The organism is Paenibacillus sp. FSL E2-0151 (assembly GCF_037993015.1).
Classification (GTDB): domain Bacteria; phylum Bacillota; class Bacilli; order Paenibacillales; family Paenibacillaceae; genus Paenibacillus; species Paenibacillus amylolyticus.
Genome location: NZ_CP150308.1, coordinates 6,993,253 through 7,020,202 on the forward strand (window position 1 = coordinate 6,993,253; position 26,950 = coordinate 7,020,202).

Annotated in this window: 18 protein-coding genes; 3 read left to right on the plus strand and 15 right to left on the minus strand. The window is 44.5% G+C overall.

Translation table 11 applies throughout. The features are described 5' to 3' along the window. Positions 1-296 precede the first annotated feature (296 nt). From MHI55_RS30885 to MHI55_RS30915, 7 genes are all read right to left on the minus strand, one after another. Positions 297-1,994 carry an ABC transporter ATP-binding protein gene (locus tag MHI55_RS30885; protein WP_076252129.1) on the minus strand — a complete coding sequence of 566 codons (1,698 nt, stop codon included), beginning with the start codon at positions 1,992-1,994 and terminating at the stop codon, positions 297-299. A 59-nt stretch (positions 1,995-2,053) separates the two neighbouring features. Next, a complete protein-coding gene (locus MHI55_RS30890) occupies positions 2,054-2,905 on the minus strand; it encodes a glycosyltransferase family A protein (RefSeq protein WP_076252131.1) in 852 nt (283 codons plus the stop codon). After that, a complete protein-coding gene (locus MHI55_RS30895) occupies positions 2,902-3,567 on the minus strand; it encodes a glycosyltransferase family A protein (RefSeq protein WP_076252133.1) in 666 nt (221 codons plus the stop codon). The genes MHI55_RS30890 and MHI55_RS30895 overlap by 4 nt, the downstream gene beginning before the upstream one ends. A 4-nt stretch (positions 3,568-3,571) precedes the next feature. Continuing rightward, positions 3,572-3,991 carry a hypothetical protein gene (locus tag MHI55_RS30900; protein ID WP_076252136.1) on the minus strand — a complete coding sequence of 140 codons (420 nt, stop codon included), beginning with the start codon at positions 3,989-3,991 and terminating at the stop codon, positions 3,572-3,574. 1 nt (position 3,992) lies between these two features. Beyond that, positions 3,993-5,030 (minus strand): hypothetical protein, encoded by a 1,038-nt coding sequence (locus tag MHI55_RS30905; RefSeq protein ID WP_076252141.1) that lies wholly within the window; start codon positions 5,028-5,030, stop codon positions 3,993-3,995. Between the two features lie 38 nt (positions 5,031-5,068). Beyond that, positions 5,069-6,139: a nucleotidyltransferase family protein gene (locus tag MHI55_RS30910; protein WP_179087890.1), complete on the minus strand. Its 1,071-nt coding sequence runs from the start codon at positions 6,137-6,139 to the stop codon at positions 5,069-5,071. Positions 6,140-6,485: 346 nt separating this feature from the next. Further along, positions 6,486-7,154 carry a DNA alkylation repair protein gene (locus tag MHI55_RS30915; RefSeq protein ID WP_076252145.1) on the minus strand — a complete coding sequence of 223 codons (669 nt, stop codon included), beginning with the start codon at positions 7,152-7,154 and terminating at the stop codon, positions 6,486-6,488. Between the two features lie 214 nt (positions 7,155-7,368). Here MHI55_RS30915 and MHI55_RS30920 point away from each other — a divergent pair, with 214 nt between their 5' ends. Continuing rightward, on the plus strand, positions 7,369-8,343 hold the full coding sequence (locus MHI55_RS30920) for a YndJ family transporter (RefSeq protein WP_340388211.1): 975 nt from the start codon (positions 7,369-7,371) through the stop codon (positions 8,341-8,343). Between the two features lie 91 nt (positions 8,344-8,434). Continuing rightward, on the plus strand, positions 8,435-8,887 hold the full coding sequence (locus tag MHI55_RS30925; protein ID WP_036611867.1) for a HEAT repeat domain-containing protein: 453 nt from the start codon (positions 8,435-8,437) through the stop codon (positions 8,885-8,887). 253 nt (positions 8,888-9,140) lie between these two features. Here the strand turns inward: MHI55_RS30925 and MHI55_RS30930 are convergent, their stop codons facing one another. Both MHI55_RS30930 and MHI55_RS30935 read right to left on the minus strand, forming a co-directional pair. Then, positions 9,141-10,631, minus strand: coding sequence for an aldehyde dehydrogenase family protein (locus tag MHI55_RS30930; protein ID WP_340388213.1), 1,491 nt, complete (start codon positions 10,629-10,631; stop codon positions 9,141-9,143). Between the two features lie 27 nt (positions 10,632-10,658). After that, a complete protein-coding gene (locus MHI55_RS30935) occupies positions 10,659-11,744 on the minus strand; it encodes a 5-methyltetrahydropteroyltriglutamate--homocysteine S-methyltransferase (RefSeq protein ID WP_340388215.1) in 1,086 nt (361 codons plus the stop codon). Positions 11,745-12,018: 274 nt separating this feature from the next. Here MHI55_RS30935 and MHI55_RS30940 point away from each other — a divergent pair, with 274 nt between their 5' ends. After that, positions 12,019-14,043 carry a right-handed parallel beta-helix repeat-containing protein gene (locus MHI55_RS30940; protein WP_340388217.1) on the plus strand — a complete coding sequence of 675 codons (2,025 nt, stop codon included), beginning with the start codon at positions 12,019-12,021 and terminating at the stop codon, positions 14,041-14,043. 174 nt (positions 14,044-14,217) lie between these two features. On the opposite strand, the gene MHI55_RS30945 is transcribed toward MHI55_RS30940, so the two are convergent. From MHI55_RS30945 to MHI55_RS30970, 6 genes are all read right to left on the minus strand, one after another. Then, positions 14,218-14,547 carry a hypothetical protein gene (locus MHI55_RS30945; RefSeq protein WP_340388219.1) on the minus strand — a complete coding sequence of 110 codons (330 nt, stop codon included), beginning with the start codon at positions 14,545-14,547 and terminating at the stop codon, positions 14,218-14,220. A 563-nt stretch (positions 14,548-15,110) separates the two neighbouring features. Further along, complete coding sequence (locus MHI55_RS30950; RefSeq protein WP_339190479.1) at positions 15,111-16,847, minus strand: dockerin type I domain-containing protein; 1,737 nt, start codon at positions 16,845-16,847, stop codon at positions 15,111-15,113. Positions 16,848-16,995: 148 nt separating this feature from the next. Next, complete coding sequence (locus MHI55_RS30955) at positions 16,996-20,385, minus strand: S-layer homology domain-containing protein (RefSeq protein ID WP_340388221.1); 3,390 nt, start codon at positions 20,383-20,385, stop codon at positions 16,996-16,998. A 4-nt stretch (positions 20,386-20,389) separates the two neighbouring features. After that, positions 20,390-22,120, minus strand: a complete 1,731-nt coding sequence (locus tag MHI55_RS30960) for an InlB B-repeat-containing protein (RefSeq protein WP_340388223.1) — start codon at positions 22,118-22,120, stop codon at positions 20,390-20,392. Positions 22,121-22,532: 412 nt separating this feature from the next. Beyond that, positions 22,533-25,592, minus strand: coding sequence for an ATP-binding protein (locus MHI55_RS30965; RefSeq protein ID WP_339190474.1), 3,060 nt, complete (start codon positions 25,590-25,592; stop codon positions 22,533-22,535). Then, a complete protein-coding gene (locus MHI55_RS30970; protein WP_340388225.1) occupies positions 25,589-26,821 on the minus strand; it encodes a response regulator in 1,233 nt (410 codons plus the stop codon). The genes MHI55_RS30965 and MHI55_RS30970 overlap by 4 nt, the downstream gene beginning before the upstream one ends. Between the last annotated feature and the right edge of the window lie 129 nt (positions 26,822-26,950).

Genomic DNA, 26,950 nt, shown 5'->3' on the forward strand with positions numbered 1-26,950 from the left:
CCTTTGATTAGGTAACTAATCCTTGATTATTTTCTATCGGCATACGTCAGAATGATAGCCTTGCTAGAGCAAGCTTTAACCCAGATCCGAGATCCATCATCCTCTATGGATATTAACAGAGGGCTATGAAAGAATAATGAAAGAACATAGCGATGATGGAACCACGATCCATCCCGACTTCTAACGTATACACTTGGCTCGAACCAAACTGATCCCCCAGGAAGCAGAAAAAACCGATTAGAGACAACTTTACTTGCAGCTGTCTCTAATCGGCTTCAACATTTCACTCTATCAAATCACTTCAATTCATAAACGAAATCACAATACTTTAGAGTTGATTCTCGATGAGATGCAATGATAACAGTCTGATTATCTAATCTAGACACTGCTCTCATCACTTCCTCTTCAAGGCATTCGTCTAATGCGGATGTTCCCTCGTCCAACACCAAGATATCCGGAGAATCGTACACCGCCCTCGCTAGGCCTACGCGTTGGCACTGTCCCCCGGAAAGAAAGATTCCGTTCTCACCAAGATTGGTATTTTCACCTTGACCTAACCCTGCAATCATATCTGCTATTTGAGCCACCGATATAGCATGCGTCATTTTTTCTTTATCATAGTCCCGATAGAAAACAATATTTTCCTTCAGGTTTGCATTCAACAAAAATACTTTTTGGGGAAGATATCCGAAACGAAGCTTTGCCTCGCTAAGTTGCTCCGTCGTTCCATCTCCATGCTCGATATCGAGTCTTCCGTCATTTCGCACAAGAAGACCCGTCAACAGATTTAACAGTGTACTTTTGCCTATTCCGGAGGGGCCCCTTAAACCGACAATAGCACCACAAGGAATCTCAACGTTTATTTTCTTCAAAACTTCTTTTCCATTCTCATAGGAAAAAGATAGATTACTACATACAATTTTACTGCCCTGATTAAACCTGCCTGTAGCATGTGTATCTTTGTCTTGATCATTTACAGCATACGACTTTCTTGGTTTGTCTTCCTTTAGTATCCCTTGGATCTTCTCGTAGAAACCCCCGTCCATTCGATCCAAAACCGAGGAGTTCGCATACAAAGAAGATAAATAACCATTTATTCTGGTCACTCCTGGCATAACTCTAATTAAAATCAAGGCTAGAATGGCCATTTTCGACATGACGTCCTCGGATGAGCCATTCGTTACATAAACAGCAAGAAACGCCATCAACATACAAGCCACCGTAATCAATTCAATCAGATGTCTAGGCAATGTGGAATAGACAGTTTGCTTTACTTCTAAGGTTACATTTTCCTCGATGTACCCTTCATAGAGATGCTCCACTGCGTCTTTTGCGTGATACAATTTCACTTCCTTGATACCATTTATGGCCTCTCTTGTGACGGCACTCATTCGGTCGAAGCTGTGATTGGAACGTTTTCCGGTCTCTCGCACTTTAGTATAAATAAACCGATGGAACAAGATCATGATAAGAACATACACCAGAATCAAAGCCGCTGAAATATTGACATTTAGGACGCACATGTAAGCCAAAAGCATGAGAATGACGACAGCTTCTGCAATAAACTCCAGCATGCTCTGTATACTCAGGAAGATGGAACCCGTGTATTTGTTAATATTATTAATAAGAGCCGACGAATCTTCATCAGTGAAAGATTGATAATCTTGATCCAGGTGCATGCGCAACAATGACTTGCTTGTATCCTTATATTGGCTAACGATATATTTGCGCTTTATAATTCCTAACCCATATACAAACACGTTTTTTACTAGAAAACATATAAAAACAATTCCCGCAAAAAAAGCAACTTTGCTAATACTCTCATGATCCCCTTCTAGAATAGTAGAAACAAAAGGAACAATAAGTGAAATGCTTGCGGTCTCTAACACTGCACCGATCACATAGAAAAAGACAAGCACGCCAAATTGAATCTGTCGCTTTCGACCAAACAGATTCCATAATGTAAGTAAATTTACTCCGAGTGATTTATTCAAGGCAAGTCGCCGCTTTCTTCGTATAGTCCATCAAAACTACTGCACACTAATTTCAGTCTTCACTCGTTGCTCGTTCTATTTCTTGCTATCATGGCCGTAGTTTGCATTAAGGTCTTCTTAAATGCAGCAATCATATGTTCCACTTCTTTGTGATAATACTCTTGATCACATTCACAATAAGGCAAAATACTTAAATAAAGCTGCTTGATATCTTCTATCCGTTTCATAGTCTCCGTGAAACTACGCTTCGTACTAGAATGACCGCTACTTCTCCTGCAATATACATGCAGCTCCTCGTTTAGATAAGCACACTTGCTTCTGCTCGCGATTGGAAGTAGCAGCTGCGGATTCTGATCCACAGTGGATGCCGGAATCTGACGATTCGGATAACAGGAAAACAAGGCTTCTGTTCGCACCATAAATCGGCCCGCAAGTTCCAAGATACGTTCATGGAACAAATCATCAAATATATCGGACAAAAACGGCTGATTATTTTTTTCTCTATACATAATCGGATTCTCTGTCTCATCTTTGATTAATCCGTTGCTTCGCACCATATTAATATCAGGATGAGTTAGAAGACACTCTACCTTCTTTTCAATACTGTCATCCGTCCAGTAGTCATCCGCATCGCACCAGGTTAATAGTTCGCCGTGGACACTCGGAAGTGCTAGATTTACAGCAGCCACCTGTCCTGCATGGTTTTGGGATAGAACTTTCACCGATATACCTTTTTCTTCCATTATAACTGCCCGCTCTGTAAGGACCGAGAGTGAATCATCGGTAGACCCGTCATCTACCAAAATAAGTTCTAACGGCGCATAGGTCTGGTTTTCTACAGAATCTAAGAAAGTGTTTAAATATGGCATGGCATTGTAGATTGGCGTTATGATGGATACTAACGGTTTCATTCTTTTGACATCCTTTTCCTTAAAATAGCTGCATAATTTTTCATTTCTTCTTCACGTTTTAAACGTCCTGTATTGGTCATATGAAGGCGTCGCCTTAACGTTACTTGATTGATTTCACGAACCACGGCTCCTGTTTCCTTCAAACTCATCATCCAATCTACCGTTTCTCCACTTGAAAGATTTTCATCGAAGTATCCGTTCCGATCAAAGACTGATTTTTTGATAAGCGCGCAGCCCGGCAATACACCGCCATAACCGTTTTCTCTTGCCTTCAGTTTCATACTTTGTTCACTCGATAACTCCGGCGAAATAAAATCTTTTGCCTTTCCATATACAACAACACAGTTCGATTCATCTTCCATGGCAGTAAAAAGATTATCCAATGCATCCTGAGACAAAACATCATCTGCATCCAGAAATAATACATAATCCCCACAAGCCATCTTGAGTCCGACATTCCTTGCTTTTGCTGCACCACCATGTTCCACCGAGATCACACGATCACCTAATCTTTGGGCAGTCGCAAAGGAATGATCTTCTGATTGATCATCTACAATAATAATCTCCTTCTCGCCATTCCAGGTCTGGTTCGATATCGATTCCACTGCTTCTTCTAAATAATATCCCGCATTATATACAGGCATAATAATGGATAGCCTCATTGTATTAATCCTCTTCTTTTAGCTTAGGCCATCCCATATCTGCTTCCACATCATGTACAGGGTCTGCCAACAGAAGATCTTGAACCTCCGCGAATTCATTCAACTCAAGGCTGTAATCTCCATGAACCACGACAAAATCGCCCAATGATTCTTGGCTGTAAGGTTGATCATCTAAAATAAATATTTCCTTTTCCGTAAGCGCAGCAATAAACCGCTCTACACGCTGATCAATATCCACTACACAGTCCTCATTATTTTTAATTGTATCGACAATCTGCTTCGGGTCCTTGCCTTGCATCAACGCATCTAAAACCATCGATCCAAGAGCACTTGCTCCATAATACATTCCAGTAACAAAATTGATTATAATGGCTTGTCCGTCAGCAATATCATAAAACATCTTCTCATCATTTAATTTATACATGTTAAAGTCCCTCCATAAAGTTTTGCAATACGATTACATTCTTCTTAAGGTCTTTACTTAAACGAAACTCATAAACGGGTAAATCCTTCAGTCTGTCCATCATTCTCTTAACCATTTCTGTATCTCTTCGTCCGCCAATCTGACTTACACTGGAATGAACCAATTTTACCAATACTGAACCTCGGTCCGTCGGCACAATCATTGGATCGCTTCCCTCTGTAACAGTTGGACACAAAATAGCTTTAATCGGTAATTCTTCCTGAAAAGGATAGGCGGATGCATCAAAGAACTTCTTCCCGTTTCGCTTTTCCTCCGTCTTGATAACAGGCATGTTCGGTTTCAAAATCTGATACATATCCGAATTCAATCCAACCATTGTATATAGTGGCAGTGCATTTCGTTCTCCCACTTCACGCATCATAACATAATCATCTGCCACAAAATCTAACCCCTCAAGCAAACAACTTACCGATAAAGTTGACTTCCCAGCACCACCCCGCGCACTTATCAATACACCCTTATGATTAAATCCGACTGCAGCGGAATGCAGAATCAATATGTTCTCCTGCTCTGCCCAAAAATAAAAACATCTTATAAGTGGATGTCCCAACATGCAATCATCATAATCAGTGCCTGCTTGTCTGCAGAAATAATAGGTCTTCCTGATGTAGTCGGCACCCTCCATCTCCGTACTTCTAGTAACCTTGATGCTTCCCGTTGCATCCTTTCCCTGATATACATCGGTTATTGCTCCTTCTTGCAGCGGCTTATCGCGAAACGAATCGGGAATATAGACATTAACATCATCCGTATAGCACCAGATTACTGCACCCGGCACTACGTACTGCTCATTTGAAAGGACTCTTCCCAAAAGAGATGATCGTATTAATGAAACCTCTATGTCATCCCAATATCGAATTTCGAGAACCTTATCTGCTAATCTGATTTGCATATTCTTATAATGCATCCCGTTTTTCTTCAAAATTCGCTTATTAACATCTTCGAAGAAAGTGGAAATTGTAGCTTTTTTATTATCCATCCATTATTCTCTCTTTTCTCGCATAGTATTTGTTCTAATCAACGAAGTCTTAACCGTGAGAGAAATTTCTGATACAATTTCACGGGTCTATTTAAGTGGTAAAGTTCGGCAACATATTTTGCAAAACACATACCAGATTCTACTTCCTTTAATTCATGAGAATAATATCTATACTCCTTTCTGATAGGTTTATATTTTATTCTTAAATGTATTACCCGCAGCGTGATTGAACTATTTTCGTCCGCACGGCGTTCTTTCATATAAGGCACAATCGTCTCATAAAAATCCATTGCGTCTTTTAGCCATTTGCCATATCCACTATCCACTGCAAATAAATTTTCTGCATCCTCTAACGAAATGTCCTCTGGAAAACAGGTTGCGAATAATTTCATCATCAAGTGAACCCGATAACTACAATGCAGTTCACTCGCGCGCTTTGCTATTGCTGTCCAATCCGTGTCAGGCATCATTTTCAAGACCATTTTTGCATCAAATAACCACTTCATCCGTCGTTCCGGCATCTCATCAACAAATATGCATCTGGATTGCGAATCTAATATATGGACAAACATGTCTAACGGTGATAATACTCTGAATTTACAGCTATTCACCTCAACCTGTTCAACTCTCTCCCAAATATCACTGCCCTTTTCAAGATTGTTCTTAAATATGACATGATGAATATCAAACTCCGTCTTTCCCAACTTATATGTAATGGAATGCTTAGCTTCTACTATATACTCCGCACCCATATCTTGAAAAATTGAAACCGCTTCTTCATATTGTTCACCCTCGAGCGCAAAGTCTAAATCAGCCATCATTCTAGATACTCCTGAGGCAAAATGTAGACGCATCGCGGCTCCCTTTAAAAGCAAAGGGTATATATTCTTTTCATTCAACTTCTGTGTACTCATAAAAAGTTTCTGTAGCATCAGGGCATTCTCCACCTGATAATAACGATAGATGCCTTTTAATTGTGGGATGACATGCTTCGGAAATCCCATCCAATCGACGTTATACCCAAAATGAGCTAACATCAGCAGATAATTATGATTACCCGTATCCATATTCAGACCCTGAAGCTGATCCTCTATTTCTTCTATATTCACGTGTTCCTTAAATAGGAGTGACAGTAATCTTTGCTCGCACGGAACAAGTAGCCGTTTTTGCAACTCTTTCTCTATCGCTATATTCATATCTATTCTTTTTATCCTTTCATCTTTATTGGCTTTAATGTACAGTCAAAAACTTATTGAATTTCGTTTCATTTTTCCCAGCCGGTTTGTTCCATTTTGATTACTTATTTTTGAAATTATAACAGAGTGCTATGAAAGAATAATGAAAGAAATAAACCTGTGGTTTGGTTCCTACTCATTGGGCAAGGCATCATTATTATTAATGGATGCAGTCAGGGAGGTCCATTAGTTCGAACCACATAGGGATTCGCAGAGGTAACTAATTCTTATTTCGTTTGTTAACTTCAATTGCAATGAACTCTGGCAAATAATTAGGAGTACAGCCCTTTGATACCATTTCATCTTTATAAAGACCTGTATTCTCACCAAGTTTTATACAACGTGCACGATACTTTTGATCATAAATGCCTATCCAGCCTGCAATGAAATTCATAGCCCACTGAACTGCCGGCTCTTCCTGCGTAATATTAGCTTCAATTGCAGATAGTAAGTCCTCGGTGTTATCAGGAGGCGTTTGTCCGGTCCATCTCAATCGCGCTTGATAATACCAAAAAGCTCGCCTTTGAAGAGCAGAAGGGCTTTTTTCCCATGACTCCATCAATGCAATGGTCTTCTTGTCTTTGGTAAGCTGATTAGCCATTAACCAATCCATTAAGTTATTTCGCTCATCAAAAGTGTGAGTCTGCATATCCTTATCAAACTTATTAAGCACTTCTTGTGAGAGAAGTTTTTTATCCATAATTAAAATAGCTAATAGTCTGGGCAAAAACGCTTCGGTCGACCAAAGTTCCATAGCTAGTTCGTGATCTTTTTTAATATCCTTTGCGATTTTTCGTAATTCGCCTAGCTTAGTTTTACTATTGATCTGCTGTAGAATGTCCCCTGCTTTTGAAGAGTATTTCATTTCTATACTTTTATCCTTATTCATTTGATACCACAGCTCCTTTATGGCGAAAGTCTTTGAAGAGCGAAAGGGCTATTTCCCATGACTCCATCAACCGCAGTAAGATAAGCTTATTTTCATATATTGACAAATAAATGTGTTAGACTACTAAAAGAAGAATTGCCAATCTATACTAAAGAATGCTACACAACTGGATACAGGCAGTTCTTACGATAAACGTAGTTAGAAAGGAAACCCCATGAATAGTTCCTTGAAGCAACGAATGAAATCATTATTAGCACCCGTGTTTCCCGGTGGAATCATAACCATTCTGATATTTTCCCTTGATTACTTCCAAATCGAACTTGTTGAAAAATTTCTGCTTTTTGCGGCTTTTGTCATTGTACCTCTTGTGATTTCACTTTTGAACCATGACGAAAAGAATAAACATCAACGAATGATTTATGCCGCTATGAAATGGCTTCAATTTCCCGCTGCGCTTCTTACCCTGGCCTCGGTAATGAGTAATAAGATGTGGGGGTTAGAAAGTACGGAAATCCCAGGAATTCTGTCTCTTGGATGGCTACTGTTCACACTGCTGCTTGGCATCTATGGCTTGACCACGATTGTGATCTCTAAAGGAAAAGCAGCGGAAATAGCGATTGGTGCGGGGCTCGTTTATTTTTTTATCGGGGGCATTTGGTTTACCTTATATCAATATCAATTGAACCTGTTCCAAGCTAATCCTTCAACGCACGCGTTAAGCTCGCTCCACTTCCATTTCTCATCTGCGATCGTTCCGATTTTTATTGGTGCACTGGGACGCATCATGACGAAGAAAAGCTGGTATCCTTGGGTCGTTGCCATCGATATCATCGGACCCATATTGATTGCTATTGGTATGATTTTCTCCAAGTCAATTGAATACGTCGGTGTCACTTTGTTCGCCTGTAATATTGTGGTTTACACCGCTTATCTCCTTTCTTACTTGAGGAAGAACTCTTTGGATAATAAGGCAACCTTCTTTTTAGGCCTTTCTTGTCTAGCCTTTTACACGGTTGTTGTCATTTCTATTTTCTATCCGTTACTGAAAAATATGTACTCCTTAACCATACTCGATTTTATTCCCATTTATGGATCTCTGCATGCGTTTGGTTTTGTCTTATGTGGACTAATTGGTTGGGTGTATATGGTGGACTTCATTAAGGAAAAGGCTAACCAATCGGCTTCATAGGAGTAGTTTAGTCAGGTTCGTGCTATAATAGTGATCACATAAATAACATTCATCATTCTGCCGAGATGGCGATGATTAAGGAGATTGAATTTTGACGAACAACCATGATATTGGAGCAGTTAACGAACTACCGGAGAACTTTGAAGAGCTCAAACGAGCGGCTAACCGGACGTCGAGCTGGAGAGAAAGACTGAATGCCGTGAACGAATTGGGGAACTGGAATACAGCCCCTACCATTAAGTTGCTGCAGCATGTTTTGAAAAATGATCAAGTGTTTCAAGTGCGCGAAGCCGCATATCAAAAGCTCAAGCAGTTGGATGAAGATGTACAAATGCCTGCCAAAAACAAAGGTGAGCTGTTTAAAGGTACTAACAAAATTTTGCTACGGATTAAAAAAAGCCTTCCTGAAGGTCACACATTCGAGCAATTCAAGGAAAAACTGCAAAAGACACGTCTGGATATTTATGATACTTACGAGGGCGACAAAGATGCTGATTTCGATTCCTGGCTCCATGGAATTTGGGAGACACTAGGTAGAAGATAACCGCCGTTCACCGTAAAATAGCTGAATATAAAGCCACTCCATCAATGGAGTGGCTTCTTTATTTTCTCAGCGTCACCTCCATCAGATGTGGGGTTATTTTTTCTCTAAAAAAGTCACCACTGTCAAACTGATCTGACAAAAAAACGCCCTGTCTACTGATTCTTAAAAATCAGTAAACAAAGCGCAAAGTTAGAGCCTACATTCAATTTCACATGTACATTCCTGTACGATGCGAAGTTGTGTACTATAAGATTTATTCTGGTATATAAGGAAGATCCAGTGTCTTTGGAACGTTAATGACATGTTTTTCTGTATACGTGCGGATGCCTTCGGCACCGTATTCACGGCCAATACCAGATTGCTTAACTCCACCGAAAGGGAACCGAACGTCGAGACCCTGCACAGCAGCTGTATTGATCATTGTCGTTCCAGCTTCGAGTTGACGTGCAACGGAGATGGCATCCTCTTCTTTCCCCCAGACAGAACTCGTCAATCCATATATGCTTTCATTGTGTAGATGAATAACCTGCTCTTCATCGTCAAATGGAAGAATCGGAACCGTAGGACCAAACTGTTCCTCCACTACAATCGGATCATGAACATCGCAACCTAAGACAAGCGTAGGTTGTAGGTAGTAACCTTGTTCAAACAGCTTCTGATCAAGAATTTGACCGAGAGGGATGACTTTAGCCCCACGCTTTTGCGCATCTTCCACCAGACCCAGCACGTAATTTTTCTGCTTCAGGTTATTAACCGGACCTATTGTCGTATTTGAATCAAATGGATCGCCAATTCGAATCCAGCGATTTGCCGCCTCTATATATTTTTCCACAAACTCATCATATATAGAACGGTGCACATACACACGTTTGGCGATCATACAGATCTGACCTGCTGTCAAGAAATTAGAAATGACAATCCGGCGCATTGCTCGCTCATCATGAACATCAAAGCTTTCCAAGAAGATAGCCGCATCATTACCACCAAGCTCAAGCGTCATATCCTTAATCGTTTCCGACGCCGCTTTAATGATATGCTTAGCTGTTGCGGTTCCACCTGTAAAGGCGATTTTAGTAACAAGAGGATTACTAGTCAGTTCAACACCCACATCCGCATCACCATGAACGACATTGATTACACCAGCCGGGAACTCACTCGCAATAATCTCTGCCACCTTCGCTGCCGCCAGTGGCGCATATGGGCTTGGTTTAAGCACAATCGTGTTGCCCGCAAGTAAGGCAGGAGCGATCTTAATCGTAGATAACGCAATGGGATAGTTCCATGGACTAATCGCTGCCACCACACCAATGGGATCATAGGAAAGAATCGTTTTACCATTCTCATGCTCTTTGATCTCTTCCTGTAGAGCCGATTTAGCTTCATTACAAGCAAACTCCATCCACATTAACGAAACATAAATTTCACCGTGTGCATCATACAGGGGCTTGCCATGCTCTCTAGACAGCAAATGTACAATTTCATTCTCAGCTGCTCTAATCTTCTCGATCGCCTTGCGCATCATCGTAATGCGTTCATCAATGGAGGTCTGCTTCCATGTTTTAAAAGCCCCTGCCGCAGCTTCAATCGCTTCAACGGCTTGTTCTTTCGTAGTGACAGGGAAATAACCTACGATCTCAGTTGGGTTTGTCGGATTCTCTTTTGCTACCTGCGAAAGGGATTTTACATTCTGACCATTAATGAACGCTTCAACTATAATTGTCTCTTGGTCTGCTTGGATCGTCATTTTGAATCCCTCCGTTATTTAGATGGATTAATTCCAAACTTCTTCTGCAATTTCCTTAACATAACGAAGTTTACGCCATTGTTGTTCTTCCGTTAAAATATTGCCTTCTTCTGTAGACGAAAAACCACATTGTGGACTCAAACATAGTTGCTCAAGTGGAACATAGGTTGCCGCCTCTGCAATCCGAGCTTTAATGTGTTCTTTATCCTCTAACTCGCCTGTTTTTGATGTGAGTAAACCAAGCACGATTTTCAAATCTTTTCGATTCACATATTTTAATGGCTCGAAACCACCTGAGCGCTCATCATCAAACTCTAAAAATAATCCATCTACGTTTAAGCCTCCAAAGATAACTTCAGAAGCGTAATCATAACCACCCGTTGAGAAATAGTTCGATTTATAGTTACCACGACAAATATGCATCGTCACCACTAAATCTGCTGGTTTATGAGACAAGGATTCATTAATCATGCGCTGCATCGTTTTCAACTCTTCCGCCGGTTCCAGACCTTTAGCACGTAACTTATCGTGACCAGCTTCTGAGAACAGGTCTGCCCAAGCTGTATCATCTAATTGCAGGTATCGACAACCCGCATCATAGAAGGCTTGAATTGCTTTTTGATACGCCGCAATCGTATCCTGAAGGAATTGCTCTCGGTCCGTATAGATATTAGCGTCATTCTCCAATCGATATAGAAGCATGTTGGGACTTGGAATGGTCTGTTTCGCCACAGCGTCACCTGCATGCTTTTTCAAAAACTCAAAATCCTGAACAAAGGGATGACTCGAGAAATCAACTTTACCAACAACACGAATCCCACCCTTGCGCGTTTGCATATTATGGAATTTTGGTCCGTCTATTTGCTCATACAACTCTACGCCATCCAAGCCACCCAGAAAATCAAAATGCCACCAGCTTCTACGGAACTCACCATCCGTAACTGCCAATACGCCATTTTCCTTTTGCTTTTCAATAATTCGAATAATCTCTTGATCTTCTACAGCTCTTAATTCTTCATATGTGATGTTGCCTGATTTATATTGTTCACGTGCCTGACTTAAGTTTGCAGGGCGTAGAAAGCTGCCTACATGATCATTACGAAATGGTATCATAAGAATTTCTCCTTCTAACTTTTTATTCTAATGAGTATAGCATGATGAAATGGAATGCTTGTTATATGAAAAAAGCATGGCTAGTCATAGCTTTTAACAATAGCTAAATTCTCAAAAAGCAAAAAAATCACAACCTCATAGGGTACTAGATATGGTTTACCTCATATCAGTATACCTTTAGCCCGACACCTGACTTCCTATCTCTCCCAATACATTTATTTTCTAGTATAATAACGAGATACAACAAACATTTTTAAATAGAAGGAGAGTTGTTATGGAATATCATGTATCCAACCATGGGAATGATCAAGGAAAAGGAACAGCAGATCAACCCCTTCGTACCATATCACGCGCTGCGGCTCATGCCATGGCTGGTGATACCGTTATTGTTCATGCGGGAGTATACAGGGAATGGGTTAACCCGGCGAATGGAGGAACAGCGGAGCATCGAATCGTATATCGATCCGCAGGAGACGGGGAAGTTGTGATTACAGGAGCTGAACGGATTGCCAACTGGAATTCCGAAGGAAACCATGTCTGGAGCACAGAAGTGCCCAATTCCCTCTTTTCCGTTCGCAATCCCTATGAGGTAGAGCTCAGTGGAGACTGGTTGTTTGACGGGCCCTTCCCAATTCATCTCGGCGATGTCTATTTGGATGGCAAATCATTGTATGAATGCGATAATATTGAAAGCGTTCACAATCCTGAAGTTTGGTCCGAAGCCAAGTATCCCAAGGATTCATTGTTAAAATGGTATGCCGAGGTTGGTTCTACAACAACAAAAATCTGGGCTAACTTTGGTGGAAAAGACCCTCGTACGGAAAATGTAGAAATTAATGTACGTCCTTATTGCTTTTGGCCTGAGAAACCGGGACTGAACTATATCACCGTAAGTGGTTTCACACTTCGTCAAGCCTCCCCCCAATGGGCACCACCTACGGACTACCAGGAAGGTTTGATTGGACCTCACTGGAGCAAGGGCTGGATTATTGAAAACAATATAATCAGTGAATCCAAATGCGTTGGTATTAGCCTGGGTACCGAAATCGGCACAGGGCACACCAAGTCTTTGGAGAAGCATAGTAAAGGTGGTACTCAACGCGAGCAGGAGGTTATTTTACAAGCATTACGCTCCGGCTGGCATAAAGATAACATCGGCAGTCACACAGTTCGAGGTAATGTGATTCACGATTGTGAACAGGCAGGTATTGTGGGTCATATGGGAGCAGCCTTCAGCCGCATATATCAGAACCGTATTTATAATATTCACCATAAACGACTAAGACACGGTGCCGAAGTTGCGGGAATTAAGCTTCATGCTTCCCTGGATACTCAAATTAGCGAAAATATAATGTATAGCTGTTACCGTGCGCTTTGGCTGGACTGGCAGGCACAGGGCACTCGCATCAGCCGTAATGTATTTTTTGACAATCTTTCGGAGGACCTCTTCGTTGAGGTGTGCCATGGTCCATATATGGTCGATCATAACCTATTTCTCTCTCCGATGAATTTCAGAAATATGGCTCAGGGCGGGGCATTTGCTCATAATTTGTTTGCAGGCCGATTTGTAGTTCGTTCCGAAATTACTCGTATTACGCCATATCACTTCCCTCACGAGACGGCCATGGCTGGATACTCCAATATCACTGGAGGCGATGACAGGTACTACAACAATATCTTTATAGGTGACAATGATCCTAATAATGAGCCTGTGCCCATCACCTTTTTTGAGCATCTTCCGCTTAAACCAAGAGATGAAGTTGGAGAGGACGGGAAGACGGTCATGGATGGTGTTCCGGACAATTCCATATGTTATCTGCATGCTGTGGGACTTGGCGGCTACGATCAACATCCGGATGTGAAAGATAAGAAATGGTGGGAATACACCAAAGAGGAGCTTATGGAGCTTGGCGATGCCGCAAAGGATTTCTTTATAGGCAATGCCGTTCTTCCGGTAGCTATGGGTGGCAATGTATTTCTTAACGATGCGGTTCCAAGTCGTCACGAATCGGATGCGAAGATAGTTGCACAGAAGGGCGTAAAAATTGAGATGGATCCTGCACTAGGCAAAGTGCACATTCAGATCCATGATCCCGAATTGCTTCGGGGAATCTCTGCAATGTTAGTTACCACGGATCTGCTTGGAAAGACTTATCACGCCAACATGAAGTTTGAGGAGCCGGACAGTAGTCCATATCATTTGGACTCCGATTTCTTCGGATCAAAGAGACCCGATGCAGATGTCACACCTGGTCCCTTTGAATTAACCAAAAAGGGTACGATTGATTTTGAAATTTAGTTTATGATTGAGGGTCCAGTCATTTCAGGTGATTGGATCAAAATATAAAGACAAAGCCACTCCGTACATGGAGTGGTTTCTTTGCATAGAACTTCTCTATTATAGAATATTAGTTCTTTGTATCCCAAGCAGTATGGTTTCCCCAATCAGACCATAATGACTTTAATCCTTTAACTAGCCACTCTCCACAAAAGCTATTGTTCCTTCGTGTGAAACATAAATAATCCAGTCCATTTTGTGTGAAGTCCAAAACCCCTCACCACCTGAAAGCTCGCCATTGCAGCCATAATAAGGATACAGATTGGAAACCTGTATATTTAAAGTCTCACCTGTTTCTAGAAATTCAATCACCTGCTCAACTTCATGGTGCGTAAGCAAAGTAATAATATCATTTAGCTTTTCTTCACTCTCTATATATTCGGAATCAAAAGATATCAGGTCTTCTCTACTGCAATCGAATAATGGATACCAGTAAGGTTGTCTTATATCCCACACTCGTTCCATATCTTTTCTCGAATTGCTAGAAACCTCTTCTGAAATGATTGCTTTTTTGCAAGAGCCCCCCTCCTTCCTGCTACTTCTGAATGGCTTCTCTAAGATCATAACGAAAATTGAACCAGAGAAACAGAGAGAATTACTACATTTGATCATCATTAAAATAACAGTGAATACTGACAACCAATCCAGCAAAAAGAAGCATCAAGGAAAAGGCCGATTTTGTGATTGCCGATTGTTATATAAAGTAGAACGGCAGGAGTTGAGGATAACGGCACAGGAGGAAGCTTGAAATGAAGAGCGGATAGAAAAACAAAATGAAAACCTCATTAATGAACAAAGTGGGCATCAAGTCAAACATCATATGGAGCAGACCCAAAGAGCATCTCACTTCAAGCTGGCAGTGGCCTGTTATTTACATTCAGCAGACTTCTGGTGATGTCCCAGTTCATTTATTATACAAATCTCGATGTCCCTATCGCTATGTCTTCAGTATAAAAGAAAAGCTCCACGCAAAGCCATTAGGCTTTACATGGAGCTATTTTCACTTCATCAGCGACAACTAATATGCCTCATCTTTTTCCCGTTACAAAGGCAAGAATCGCCTTAACGTCAGCCTCGTCCACAACTCCATCATTATTGAAATCGGCTGCTGCCAGTTGATCCGCGGTCAAGGTGATCGCACCCTTCAGATACTTCGCCAGCAGCTGAGCGTCCGCTGCCGATACTCCATTAGAGCCATCCAGATCTCCCTTAACAATCTGGGCATAATTCGCTGTAAACGTGACCGCCCCAGTGATAACTGTCGCCTTCAACTGGTCGCTACTTAGCTTCGTCATACCACCATCACTGCTCCAGCCCGTAAACCGATAGCCAGGGTCAGGAGTAACGGTTGGTACAGCCTCTGGCTTCATCCCCACCTCGACATCCTCGCTCGTTGCACTGATCATTCCGTGGTCACCAGATTTGTAGCTTACTTTCGCCTTCACGATAAGGATGGAAAGGGTTGCTGTACTCGAGATGTATTGTGCCCCGGAGGCATCGGTAATGACGACACGATACAGGTAGCCGTCCATATTCTTTGACACTGGATTAACCGTCAAACTGCCGCTTGTTGCTCCATTCACATCCTTGAAGCTGTTGCCTGTGCCTGTCGTATCCACCTGCCACTGATAGGCAAGGCTGTCTCCCATGGCAGATACAGAGAAGGTAGCCGCTGCATCAATATTTACTTGCGTATTTTCTGGCTGCTTAGTAATATTTGTGCCCGTTATTAACTGGTATAGTCCTCCATTACCGCCGACAAGCAGCTTCCCGTTACCATATTCCATAGCACCAAAATTAGTGGAAGTGATGCTACTGTCTGCTGCGGCTACTGGTGTCCATGATGTTCCACTATTGGATGACAGGAGCACAGTTCCGTCAGAGCGTAATACATACACATTATTGTCTTCATCAACAGCTACAGCGCGGTAATTGCTGCCTGTGGGCAATATTCTGGTTACTGTAGTGCCTACGAGCTTCCAAACACCGTTACCGCCAGCAATATAAGTTGTCCCTCCAGCTTGAGCAAGGTCGTTCATATCCATATCCGAAGAATCAACTTGAATGGTATTCCAGGAAGCTCCTCCGTTAGTCGAGTAGTAAATATTTTTTCTAAGATCTCCCAAAATGAATCGACTGTTAACCTGATCATATACAGCATTTACAATGCGCACACCACTGAAATTAGTGCTTGTCCATGCCTTCTCTTCTATATTTCCAGTGGAGGAGGTTTGTCGATAAATGACATTGGTATTGCCAGCTCCCATTACAATATTACTTCCGTCGGTAACAATTGGCCCAAGCAAGAATTGCCCCGTAGGAAAGGCAGATGGAGTCCAGCTAGTGCTGGTATTGGATGTATCATTCATGTAGCCCAAAAAAGAAGTAGTAGAGAAATCAGGAAACATCGTAGAGTTATATCCCGTCGCAAAAACTCTATCTCCAATAATGGAGAGGTAGTCCAGACTAAAAGTGTTGCTTGAACTGAAGGTATTCGAGCCAATGATTTTGGTCCATGTCTGCAGATCTGTGGATTGGTGTGCGGTGTTGTAGCCACCAGTTAATTGTGACTTGTAGTAAAAGGTATCGTTGTTGTAATAGAGCTTCATAGGAACACCTATGTTATCCTTGAGCAGTTTGTATTTATACTGCGGAGGTGTAACTGAACCATTGGCCTGAACCTCGTCCTTAGGGAGTAACAAGCTGCCCAACAAGGTGGAGATCAGCGCTAGGCACAAAGTGACCTTTCCTGCTTTTTTAAGCATAAGCTGTTCTTTCTCCTCTCGAAAATAAGAATATGTGTACTAGGAAAATCGCGGTAGATAACCTATTTTTTTGTTAGCCTGCATGTCCGCTTAAGGAGTATCTGCCTAGCATATGTAAAAACAGGGGGCACTTGCCCCCCTAAACTAATTAAATCAGGCCGGATTGCTGCAGAAGTCTTTGGATAATTGCCGCTACTTCCGCGCGAGTCATATGTTGCTTCGGTGCCAGCTCGGCAATGCCTCTACCAGATACAATACCTGCTTGTACACTGTCTGCCACACTACTGTGTGCCCATGTTGATACGGCTGCTGCATCCTTGAATGAACCCAGCACTGTAGCTGTGGATGTCGAGGTACCAGATTGCTTGTCCTGCAGCCCAGTCAGCTTCATTGCTTTGGCAAGCATGACCATGGCCTGCTCACGTGTAATCTTGTCGTTCGGACGGAATGTACCATCCTCATACCCGCCAATCAGCTCATACGCCTGTGCTGTGCTGACGGCCTGATTATACCAGTCTCCTTGCTTCACATCTGAGAAGGTTGTTCCTCCTTGCTCTGAAGCGAGTCCCAACCCCCGTACCAGGATAGCTGCAAATTCTGCACGAGTAATGTCCCGATTCGGACTAAACTGCCCATCGCCAGTGCCTTCAATAATCATCCGTGAACCCATATCATTCACAGCACCCTTCGACCAATGTGAAGCCACATCGCTGAACTCTGTCGGGTGCCATACTACGGAGTAGATGCTGTTAGTCAGACTGTTAATCTGTGCATAGTACGTTCCGCCGTTATTCACTACCTTCGTTGGTACATGTCGCACGCTTCCGTCTGGTGCAACAACGACACCAGTCGTGATCTTGTTCGGATCAACGTTAGCTGGAATCAAGATGCTCCGCTCTACGTAAGCATTGAATTTTGATACCTCAACAACAGAGTCCCCATACACAGCTTTCACCGTAAATTCTAGTGGCGGTACGGCGAGTGTGAATGAACCTTGTGCAGAGGCATCTTCAACGACCTTCAGCATATTCGCTGTCACCGCAGCAATTTCAATACGTACCTTGATATTTTCCAGTGAGATGAAATTGCCTAGCCTGTCTGCAATCGCGTTGATCTGGATCTGGCTTGCAGGAAGTGTGTATGTGGCTTGAGCCGTCTTGAGCTCGACCACTGCCTGCTTGCTTTCCATACTCTTGACCATTTGTCCATTCAATTCACCAATAATTACATCCGACTCTGTGCTGACCGGAATCGTAATGACTGCTCCTTGACCTTCTGTTGCAAGTCTCTGCTCCAGCTTCTGTGGATCGACCTGAATCGTCGTCACCTTTTGCCCATTGCGCTCTTCAGAGACAACTGTACCTGCTTGCTCAGCCTTGCCATTAACCAGAATCTCCACGCCGTTAGAGGCTGGGGATGTCGCTGGTGTTGATGGCGTACTGCCACCACCTGTACCGCTACCTGTGCTTCCATTTCCGATGCCACTATTGTCGTCGTTACTGGAAGAGCTTCTTGGGAACACGGCATTGGATGCAGCAGAGGGTTCACTTGCCCCGACTGCATTCACCGCCTTCACTGTGAATGTATAGCTAGTGCCGTTGCTCAAGCCCGTCATGACGATTGGACTTGCTGTTCCTGTCACAGTCTGTCCGCCTGGCTCAGCAGTAATCTCGTAGTGGGTAATTGGGCTACCGCCGTCACTTGTCGGTGCTGTGAAGCGGACTGTCGCCTGTCTATTCCCTGCAGTTGCTGTTACGTTCGTTGGAGGTGCCGATACCGTAGGAGGCGTTGGTGTGTCAGTTCCTGGAGCACCTCCGTTACTTGGGGTTGCGCCCGCCTGAATCGAAGCAACGCTTATGCCGTGAGTATTTCCTGCTTTTACCGTGAAGTAATAAGCTTGGCCGTTACTCAGATTCCGGACTGTGTAGGTTGAGTCTGTTACACTTGCGATCTCCTGATTACTGTATGCCCATGGCTCTGTTGCCATATAGATGTTATAGTATGTTGCTCCCGTAACGGTATTCCAGCTGAGGTCTACCAGCTGATCTCCTCCAACTGCAGTAAGAATTTGGGGAGCTGCAGGTGCTTCTGAGTCACCTGGGAATCCTGGAATTGGAATGATCGGCAGTACCATTAACGTCGCTGTACCTTGCTTGCTGGAGTCTGCTGTGGAAGTAGCCATGACGGTGTACAATCCTGGTGTGGTATCCGTCGCAACATCAACCTTGCCTGTATCATCAATAGTTACTTTGTCATTCATACTGGTTATGGACCAAGTTACGGTCGTAGCGGCGCCTTCTGAAGCGTCCACTGTAGCATGGAACTGCTGACTGCCTCCTGGCATTACTCCAATCGTAGTGGGACTGACGCTTACACTGTTGACAGCCGGAATGTCGCTGACCGTTATTTTACCAGCCTTCAGCGTCTTCTCCATTTCAGCCACGGAAGCATCTGTTACCGTAAAATGGTCCAAGCTTGACGTCTGCATCGTCAAAGGCTTGTCACCGGTTGCTGCCTCATTCTTGATCAGGAAACTTACAGTGAACAGCTTGTCTCCAACAACAATCGGCGTATCTCCACCGTCACTGTCTGCCCAGGCTGTCTTGAGCCAGCCTGCTGTATTATCATAATTGGAATCGAAGTAGTCGCCCGCTTCACCTTCAATGCTCGTCACTTCCAATGCATCAGCATCAAAGTCGATCTGCAGACTATAGGAGCCGATTCCAGAGTTGGCACTACTTGCCGTTACTGGCACTTTTACCGTTTCCCCCGGCATTCCTGCTACACTACCAATACCAACCGTTGCAGTGTGGCGCAGCCAGTTGGCATAGAGAGTCGTATTTGCCGTGACTCCTGCTGAGGAGAAATCCCAAGCAGTTGTCCCTGCCGCATCGGTGTACCAGCCAGTGAAGCTGTAGCCTGCTCTGATCGGAGCAGGTGGCTCGCTGATGGTGGTTCCGCTGCTTACACCCGTAATGCTCGTTACTGCGCTACCACCTTGCGTGTCAAATGCTACTGTATATTGCGCTGCTGAGACTGTGATCGTACCATCAAACGCGTAGGATGGATCTGCTGGGTCATCACCTTCATAAAGTGCATGATTGGTAACAGTTACCTTCACCTCACCAGGCAGCACATTTTCCTTAATCTTGAACCTCAATGTCGCGATTTTGCTTTTTTCCATGATAGCTACGACATCATCCGTTGGAGAATCGAGATTAATGATTCCTTGGCTTAAATTGAAAGAGTAGGAATTATCAATTACATCAAGCTCATTAACCAAGGTCACCAATTCGAGTGAACTGGTGTCATACTGGAGCGAGATGTTAAATTTATGAATAAGGAATTCAGGATCAACATATACCGCCATACTTACTATATCTCCAGGCTTGCCCTCCGCATCGGCCACTTCAACCGCAGGCAGTGCAGTATCGGCTTGAATCGCAGGAGTGATGGACAATACAAGACAAATCACCAGCAATATCGACGTCCATCTTCTCCATCCAGTCAGTTGCTTCCTCGTGTCAAAAAATTTCATGTGCTCAACCCTTTCCTGTAATAATCGCCAGAATCGCCTTGACATCCTTATCATCCACAACGCCATCACCATTGACGTCTGCTGCTTCCAGTTCCTCAGGTGTGAATTGAATGTTACCCTTCAGATACTTTGTCAGCATCAGGGCGTCCGCAGCCGTCACGATGCCGTCGCCGCTGGTATCACCTTTGATAATCTGGGTGTAGTAAGCTGTGTAAGTGATCCCTTGGGTGATAACAGTTGTCTTCAACTCGTCGGTTCTCAGCTTCGTTACACCCCCATCGCTGCTCCAGCCTGTGAACCGATAGCCGCTGTTCGGAGTGACGTTGGGTACTGCCGCTGGATGACCGCCTTTCACGATTGTCTCGTTCGTCGCACTGATCGTCCCATGCTCGCCTGGCGCATAATCGACTGTTACGTTCAGTGAGGCCCATTTCGCATATAGGAGTACATTGGAATTACGGATCGTAAAGGTGTCTCCGGCCTTATAATCCGTTCCGCTACCATCCGCCGCCGTATTCCAGCCGTAAAAAGCATAGCCAGGATTCTCCAGATTCCCCGTATTACCCACTGTCGTCACAGTAGCCTGATTATCATACAGGTTACTGTCTGTAGGCGCATTACCGGCGGTTGCGCCATTGCTGTTATAAGACACGGTGTAAGCTTCACCCAGCTTCATGACCGTCATCTTCTGACCATATACACTGTCCTGAAAAGCAATGTGAGGAGTGCCATGGTCTACCGCAAGCCAGGTATCGTTAATTAAACCTTCGGAAAACTCAGCATTGCCCACCGTTTGCCATACGCCGTCTGTGCCGTATTTCATCACAGTAGCCTTTGCAGAGGAACCATTGCGGAAGCCTACATAGGGTGTACCGTCTTCATCGATCGCCAGACTCGTATTATAGGCCCCATTTGTTGAGAAGCCCTCTGTACCTACAGGTGTCCAGCCATTTTGCTCGCTATACGTAACGACGGTTGCCTTATTGCTGTGGGAGCGATCTCCGAATGCGAGGTAAGGCTGACCATCATAGACGTCAAATGCGGAGAAATAATTCAGGTTGTTATTAAAAATGTCATCCCCGAGGCTAGTCCAGTTGCTTCCTTCTGTATACTTCATGACGGCAGCTCTATAACCATTGTAGTTATACTGGTAGGTCAGATAGAGGACGCCGTTATCCATCTTGAGCTGTATATCTGAAGGACTGCTTGAGGTGTAAATAATGTTGCCTATGAATTTCCAATTGTCATCTGTAGAATCCAGACTCATGACAAATACCTTGCGATTGTTCGTAAAAGCAATATAAGGTGTACCGTCCTGGTCTAGAGTCAGTCCAGCATTATAGCCCATTGGCGGCAGTGAATCCGGATTGCCGACAGGTACCCAGCCTTCGCCCTCCATATACTTCATGACCATTGGCTTACCCTCATGCGCCATATCGGGATAGACGATATAAGGAGCGCCATTCCGAACTTCAATCGGGGTAGTGTAGTAGGTCTGTTGGTTGAGCCCTGTGTTGTCGAGTGTCCTCCAGCCATCTGTGCTGGAATACGTCATCACACGCAGCTGGCCATTTTGATTCTGAAAGGTCACATAGGGCGTACCATCCTCCACCGCCAGTCGGTGATATTGCATATATCCATCTGAGATGCCAGGGTTGCCTACGGTTGTCCATTTCTCGGGCGCCGCATAGGCGCGGTTCACTTCCCATGTCTGGAATGGAGGGATGTATCCCATTGACAGCATACATGCAATTAGAATGAAACAAACCCTTCTTGCAGTCAGCATTCCTCTGTTCATCGTTCTGTTCATTCCTTTCTTTGGTTGATTCATAGCGTCTATTTCTTGATCCCTCCTGACAGCACAAATCTGCCGCTCTCACAACTATTATTACTTTTGTCCCACTTCTTTTAGCCTAGTATAGAAGATCACACCTTAAAAAAACCTTAAAAATCGACATAACTCTACATCACTTCTCTCCTACTGACACGCTTATATTCACAGTTAGATGAATCATTGAATGAACAATGACGATAACCAGCCAGAATATTTCTGAAAAAAACAAAAAACAGGCCCTATCATCATGGATAGGAGCCTGTCATGTGAGCCGTTGCTTGCGTCAACACCCGCGTCAATACTCATCAGCCGTTTACATCCCCACCGACGAGGCAGGGATGCGCACAGTTACCTTCGTTCCGTGCCCCAGAGTGCTCTCCAGTCGCAGTGATATGCCATATTCATAGGTTAGCCGCTTATTGATATTCAGTAAGCCCACCCCTTGCGATTCATCCGTCACAGTACGATCGAGCAGTGTCTGCAGTCGCTCCAGTGGTATACCAACACCATCGTCAGCCACAACAAATTGCCAATATCCATCCGACTCACTCACTGTTAAAGTAACCAGGCCTCCTTTAAGGCGATCACCAATGCCATGACGAATGGCATTCTCTACTAACGGTTGCAACAGCAGTGGGGGAATACGCAAGTCCAGCGCACCTGCCGCAATATCTGATTCGAAGCGAATCCGATCGCGAAAACGTGCTTGCTCAATATCGACATACGTACGTATGAGCTTGAACTCCTCCTCAAAAGCGATTCTTTCGTCCGTATTGCTGAATCGAAAGCTGCCGCGCAAGTAATCAGCCAGATCGACAATCATTCCCCGTGCCCGTTCAATATTCGTATAACTTGATGCGACAATACTATTCAACACGTTGAACAGAAAATGCGGCTTGATCTGGGATTGGAGGAAAGCTATCTCCATTTGGATCGCACGTCCAAGGGACTCCTTCATCGCCAGCAGGCTTCCGATACGAGCTTTCAGCTCCTCCATATCGAACGGTTTGGGCAAATAATCGTTCGCCCCTGCCTGGAAGGCGGCTACCTTGTGCTGTGGCTGGATGGTAGCCGTTACCATCAGAATCGGCAGCTCCAGCAGCGAGTACCGTGTTCGCAGTTCCTGACACACCTCATAGCCTGACATTCCTGGCATCATCAGATCCATAATGACCAGATCAACCTTGTCTGCTCGCTGAAGCTGTTGGAGCACCTCATACCCGTTTTTCACTGCGATTACCCGATAGTCAAGCCCCTGAAGTGCGTCAATGAGGACCTTCAGATTCTCGTACTGATCGTCAGCGATGAGTACCGTGTGCTTGCCCGCGTGATTCGAATAATAAGGCGTAGCAAATGAATACTGCATTTGCTTGGGATCGACCTCGGCGACTGGAGGGAGTGTAATTGCTGGGTTGCCTTGATCGGCGACAGGAAGCGTAATCGTGAATGTCGAGCCAACTTCAGGCGTAGAGAAGACCGTAAGCGTACCACTCTGCAGTTGTACCAATTGTCTTGCGATGGACAGTCCTAATCCGAAGCCGCCTCGCTGCGTTCCATGAAGCGATTTGAACGGATCGAAGATTAACGCCAGATCCTCCGGCTCAATGCCCCTTCCTGAATCCTGCACTGAAATTTCTAGCTGATCACCTTGTAGCCTTCCCGTTACCACAATTCTTCCATGCTCGGTATGCTTGATGGCATTATCCAGTAAATTACCGATGACTTGACTCAGACGGCCCTCATCAGCCAGTGCAAAAGGCAAATGTGCTGGGACGTGGTTCACGAGCTGAAGCTGCCGTTCGACAGCCAGATAAGAGTAGAAGCGCACTTGCATCTCAACTACAGCACGAATATCAATTGGCGCCGCAGTAATCTGAAGCTTGCCCTGTCGCAGCTTGGACAGATCCAGAATGTCATACACCAGTTGCGACAGTCTCTTGGTCATGTCTGTCATCAGTTGCAGCTTCTCCCGCTGCTCTGCCGTTGGCGGATGTACGGTATCACTCAGCATCGAGCGTGAAATATTCATGACCACATGCAGCGGTGTCTTGAATTCATGTGAGGTACGGGCCAGGAAATCATCCTTTACCTTGTCCGCCTGCAGTAGCTCCTCTGAGAGCTCCTCAATTTTACGGAAGGCGTTCGAGAAGTGGACTGACATCAGCAAGGCCAGCATCAGCAGCATCAGAAAGGGCTCGATCGGCGCCATTTCAAAAATCCGTACTCCATAGTAAATGTTCATATTCTGCTTCAGCGCTTGTACATTCGAGGCCATGGCTGCTACAGCTAGATAGAGGCTGCCTGCGACTCTATGGAGTGCGGCCAATACGAATACATAGGTAGCATACAACAATGAAAAGGTGGTATAGAATGTTGACATTTCTCGAAATGGAGACAACGAAATTCTGGCACCAAACAGAACATGCAACACAAGCAATATCACCCCGAAGATCAAGGCGCCGCGAACGAACCATTTGGAGCAATAAGGCCGGAAGGCGGAATAGACATAGAAGAAAAATCCAATCCCCACAACTGCCGCTGACACCATCTGAATACGGTAATACAACCAGAAGGGCAGCAGTCCGACCACATCGAACAACACCCGCTCACCATTCACGCTAGTGAATATGGCGAAACACATACAGACGATACCAACTACAGCAATGGAAAAGTCCTTTTTGCGCTGAGAGAATGAGCCGAGAAAATATAAGCCCATCATCAAAAAGGCTGTTATGGTAATCCAATCATGAATGATGGCCTGATTATACAGATCTGATATTTGCGTAGCTGTGCCTAGAAAGACAGATTCATTGATTCCGCTGCTTGCGCGAAAATCATAGTTGGCCACCTGAATCAGAAGCTCATTCGAGCCAGGCTGAAGTGTGAAATAGCTTGTATGTGGCTTATTCAAGGCTACATAATCCGGTTGTTTGCCTGGATTCCCGCTGGAGCCAACCACCTGGCCATTTACCATTATTCGATTCGATACCTGAATAGATGATGTTTTGAGTCCATATACCGTACTGGCAGCCACGTGATCCATTTCAATCCGTAGTCTATAGGTCACCATACCCTTCGTAGGTATCAGCTGCGACCATGATCCCGGTACCTGAATCATTGCTGCTGTTAATTCTTCCCCCGCAGTAGTAGGGATCAAGTCTTGCTGAGTGAACAGCTTGTCAGGGTACAGCTCCCATTCACCATCCAGCGGTAGCACTCCGTTCTCCGCGAACCCCCAGGAGGTCAGATCCAGCACTCCGCTCGTTGCGACGGGGATCTGTTCTTTGGGCATAGACACATAGGTCAGGAAAATCCCGTAGGCAGCAATCAGCAGAAATATGGTAATACATGCAGCGGTAGCTTGTTTTTTCATCGGTTGTTCCACTCAGCCTTTTCCCTCGTCTGCTGAATCAGCAGCACGGTCTCCGCCTCCAGCTCAGCTCCCAACTGAAGACACACCGCTTGCTCCAACTGGGAGCCTACGCGATGGGCCTCAGATCGATTGCCCATGTTCAGATGCAGTCTGATCAGCTCACGTCCGTCCTGTTCAGAATCCGGAATTAGCTTCAATATGCGCTGCATACTATCTACAGCCAAGCTGGCGTTGTCCTGCTTGTGGAAATACGCATACCATACTCTAAGCGCACGAATATAGGCCCCTCTAACCTCCAGCTGCCTGGACTCCGCCCATCTAAAGTCACAAGCGTCCATATAATCACCCTTGTACATTTGATTCATTTGGTCATAAAGCTCGGCATCCATCTCTATAGTAGTTACACTCCTAGTCAGGTGGTCTGACTGGGTGCTCAGCGATTTGATTTGGCTTACCAATTGCTTGAACTCGGCGACATCGAGTATCATTCCATCCCATTCAGCCACAAAGCCCTGATGAACCTTGTTTATACGGATCGGAATATGATGATCTGTCAGGGTCTTGCGTAAATAAGACAGGCATGTATACAGATACGTCTTTGCCTTATTCAGGTCATAGCCTGGCCAGATGGCTTCCAGAATAGCCGCCGTGCTTAAGGATTCCCCTGCAACGTGAATCAATAAAGCGCACAGCTCCTTTTCCTTCTTCGTCTTCCAGGACAACACTCTGCCTCCGTTACCCGGCAGCCTGATCTGGAATCCACCCAGACATTGAATGGCAGCAGACGAATTCTCAACATGTCCAGCTTGGGATGGGTTGGTGGACGAGGGGCTAAGCGAAGAATGGGACATGGAATGCTGAACACGAGTAACAGCATTCTGCAATCGGTCTGGTGTAAAGGGCTTCAGCAGATAGTCAATCGACTGAATCTCAAATGCCTCCACGGCATACTCTGCATGAGCTGTCGTGAAGATGATCGGCATCTGTGGGATCATTTGTCTAATCGCTCGTGCTACCTCCATCCCGTTCATGCCTGGCATTCGGTTATCCAGAAACACGGCATCAATAGGGCTTTCTCTTCCGTTGCTCTGAAGTGTCCGTATTACCTCAATAGCCTCGACAGGGTTCATATATCGCCCGATCACCTGCACATTCCCGAGCTGTCCCAGCAATATTTCAAGCAAATCGAGTGCATCTTCTTCATCATCAATCAGCATCACACGAATCATCAGGGTGTTCTCCTTAGCAGATAAAGTAATTCATAATATGAAAGAGTGTAACCTGCTTGGCTGATCACGTCTACAAAATCAAGCATAAAATTCCAGCCACAATCCGCAGGAGCCTGTATTCTCCTCTCT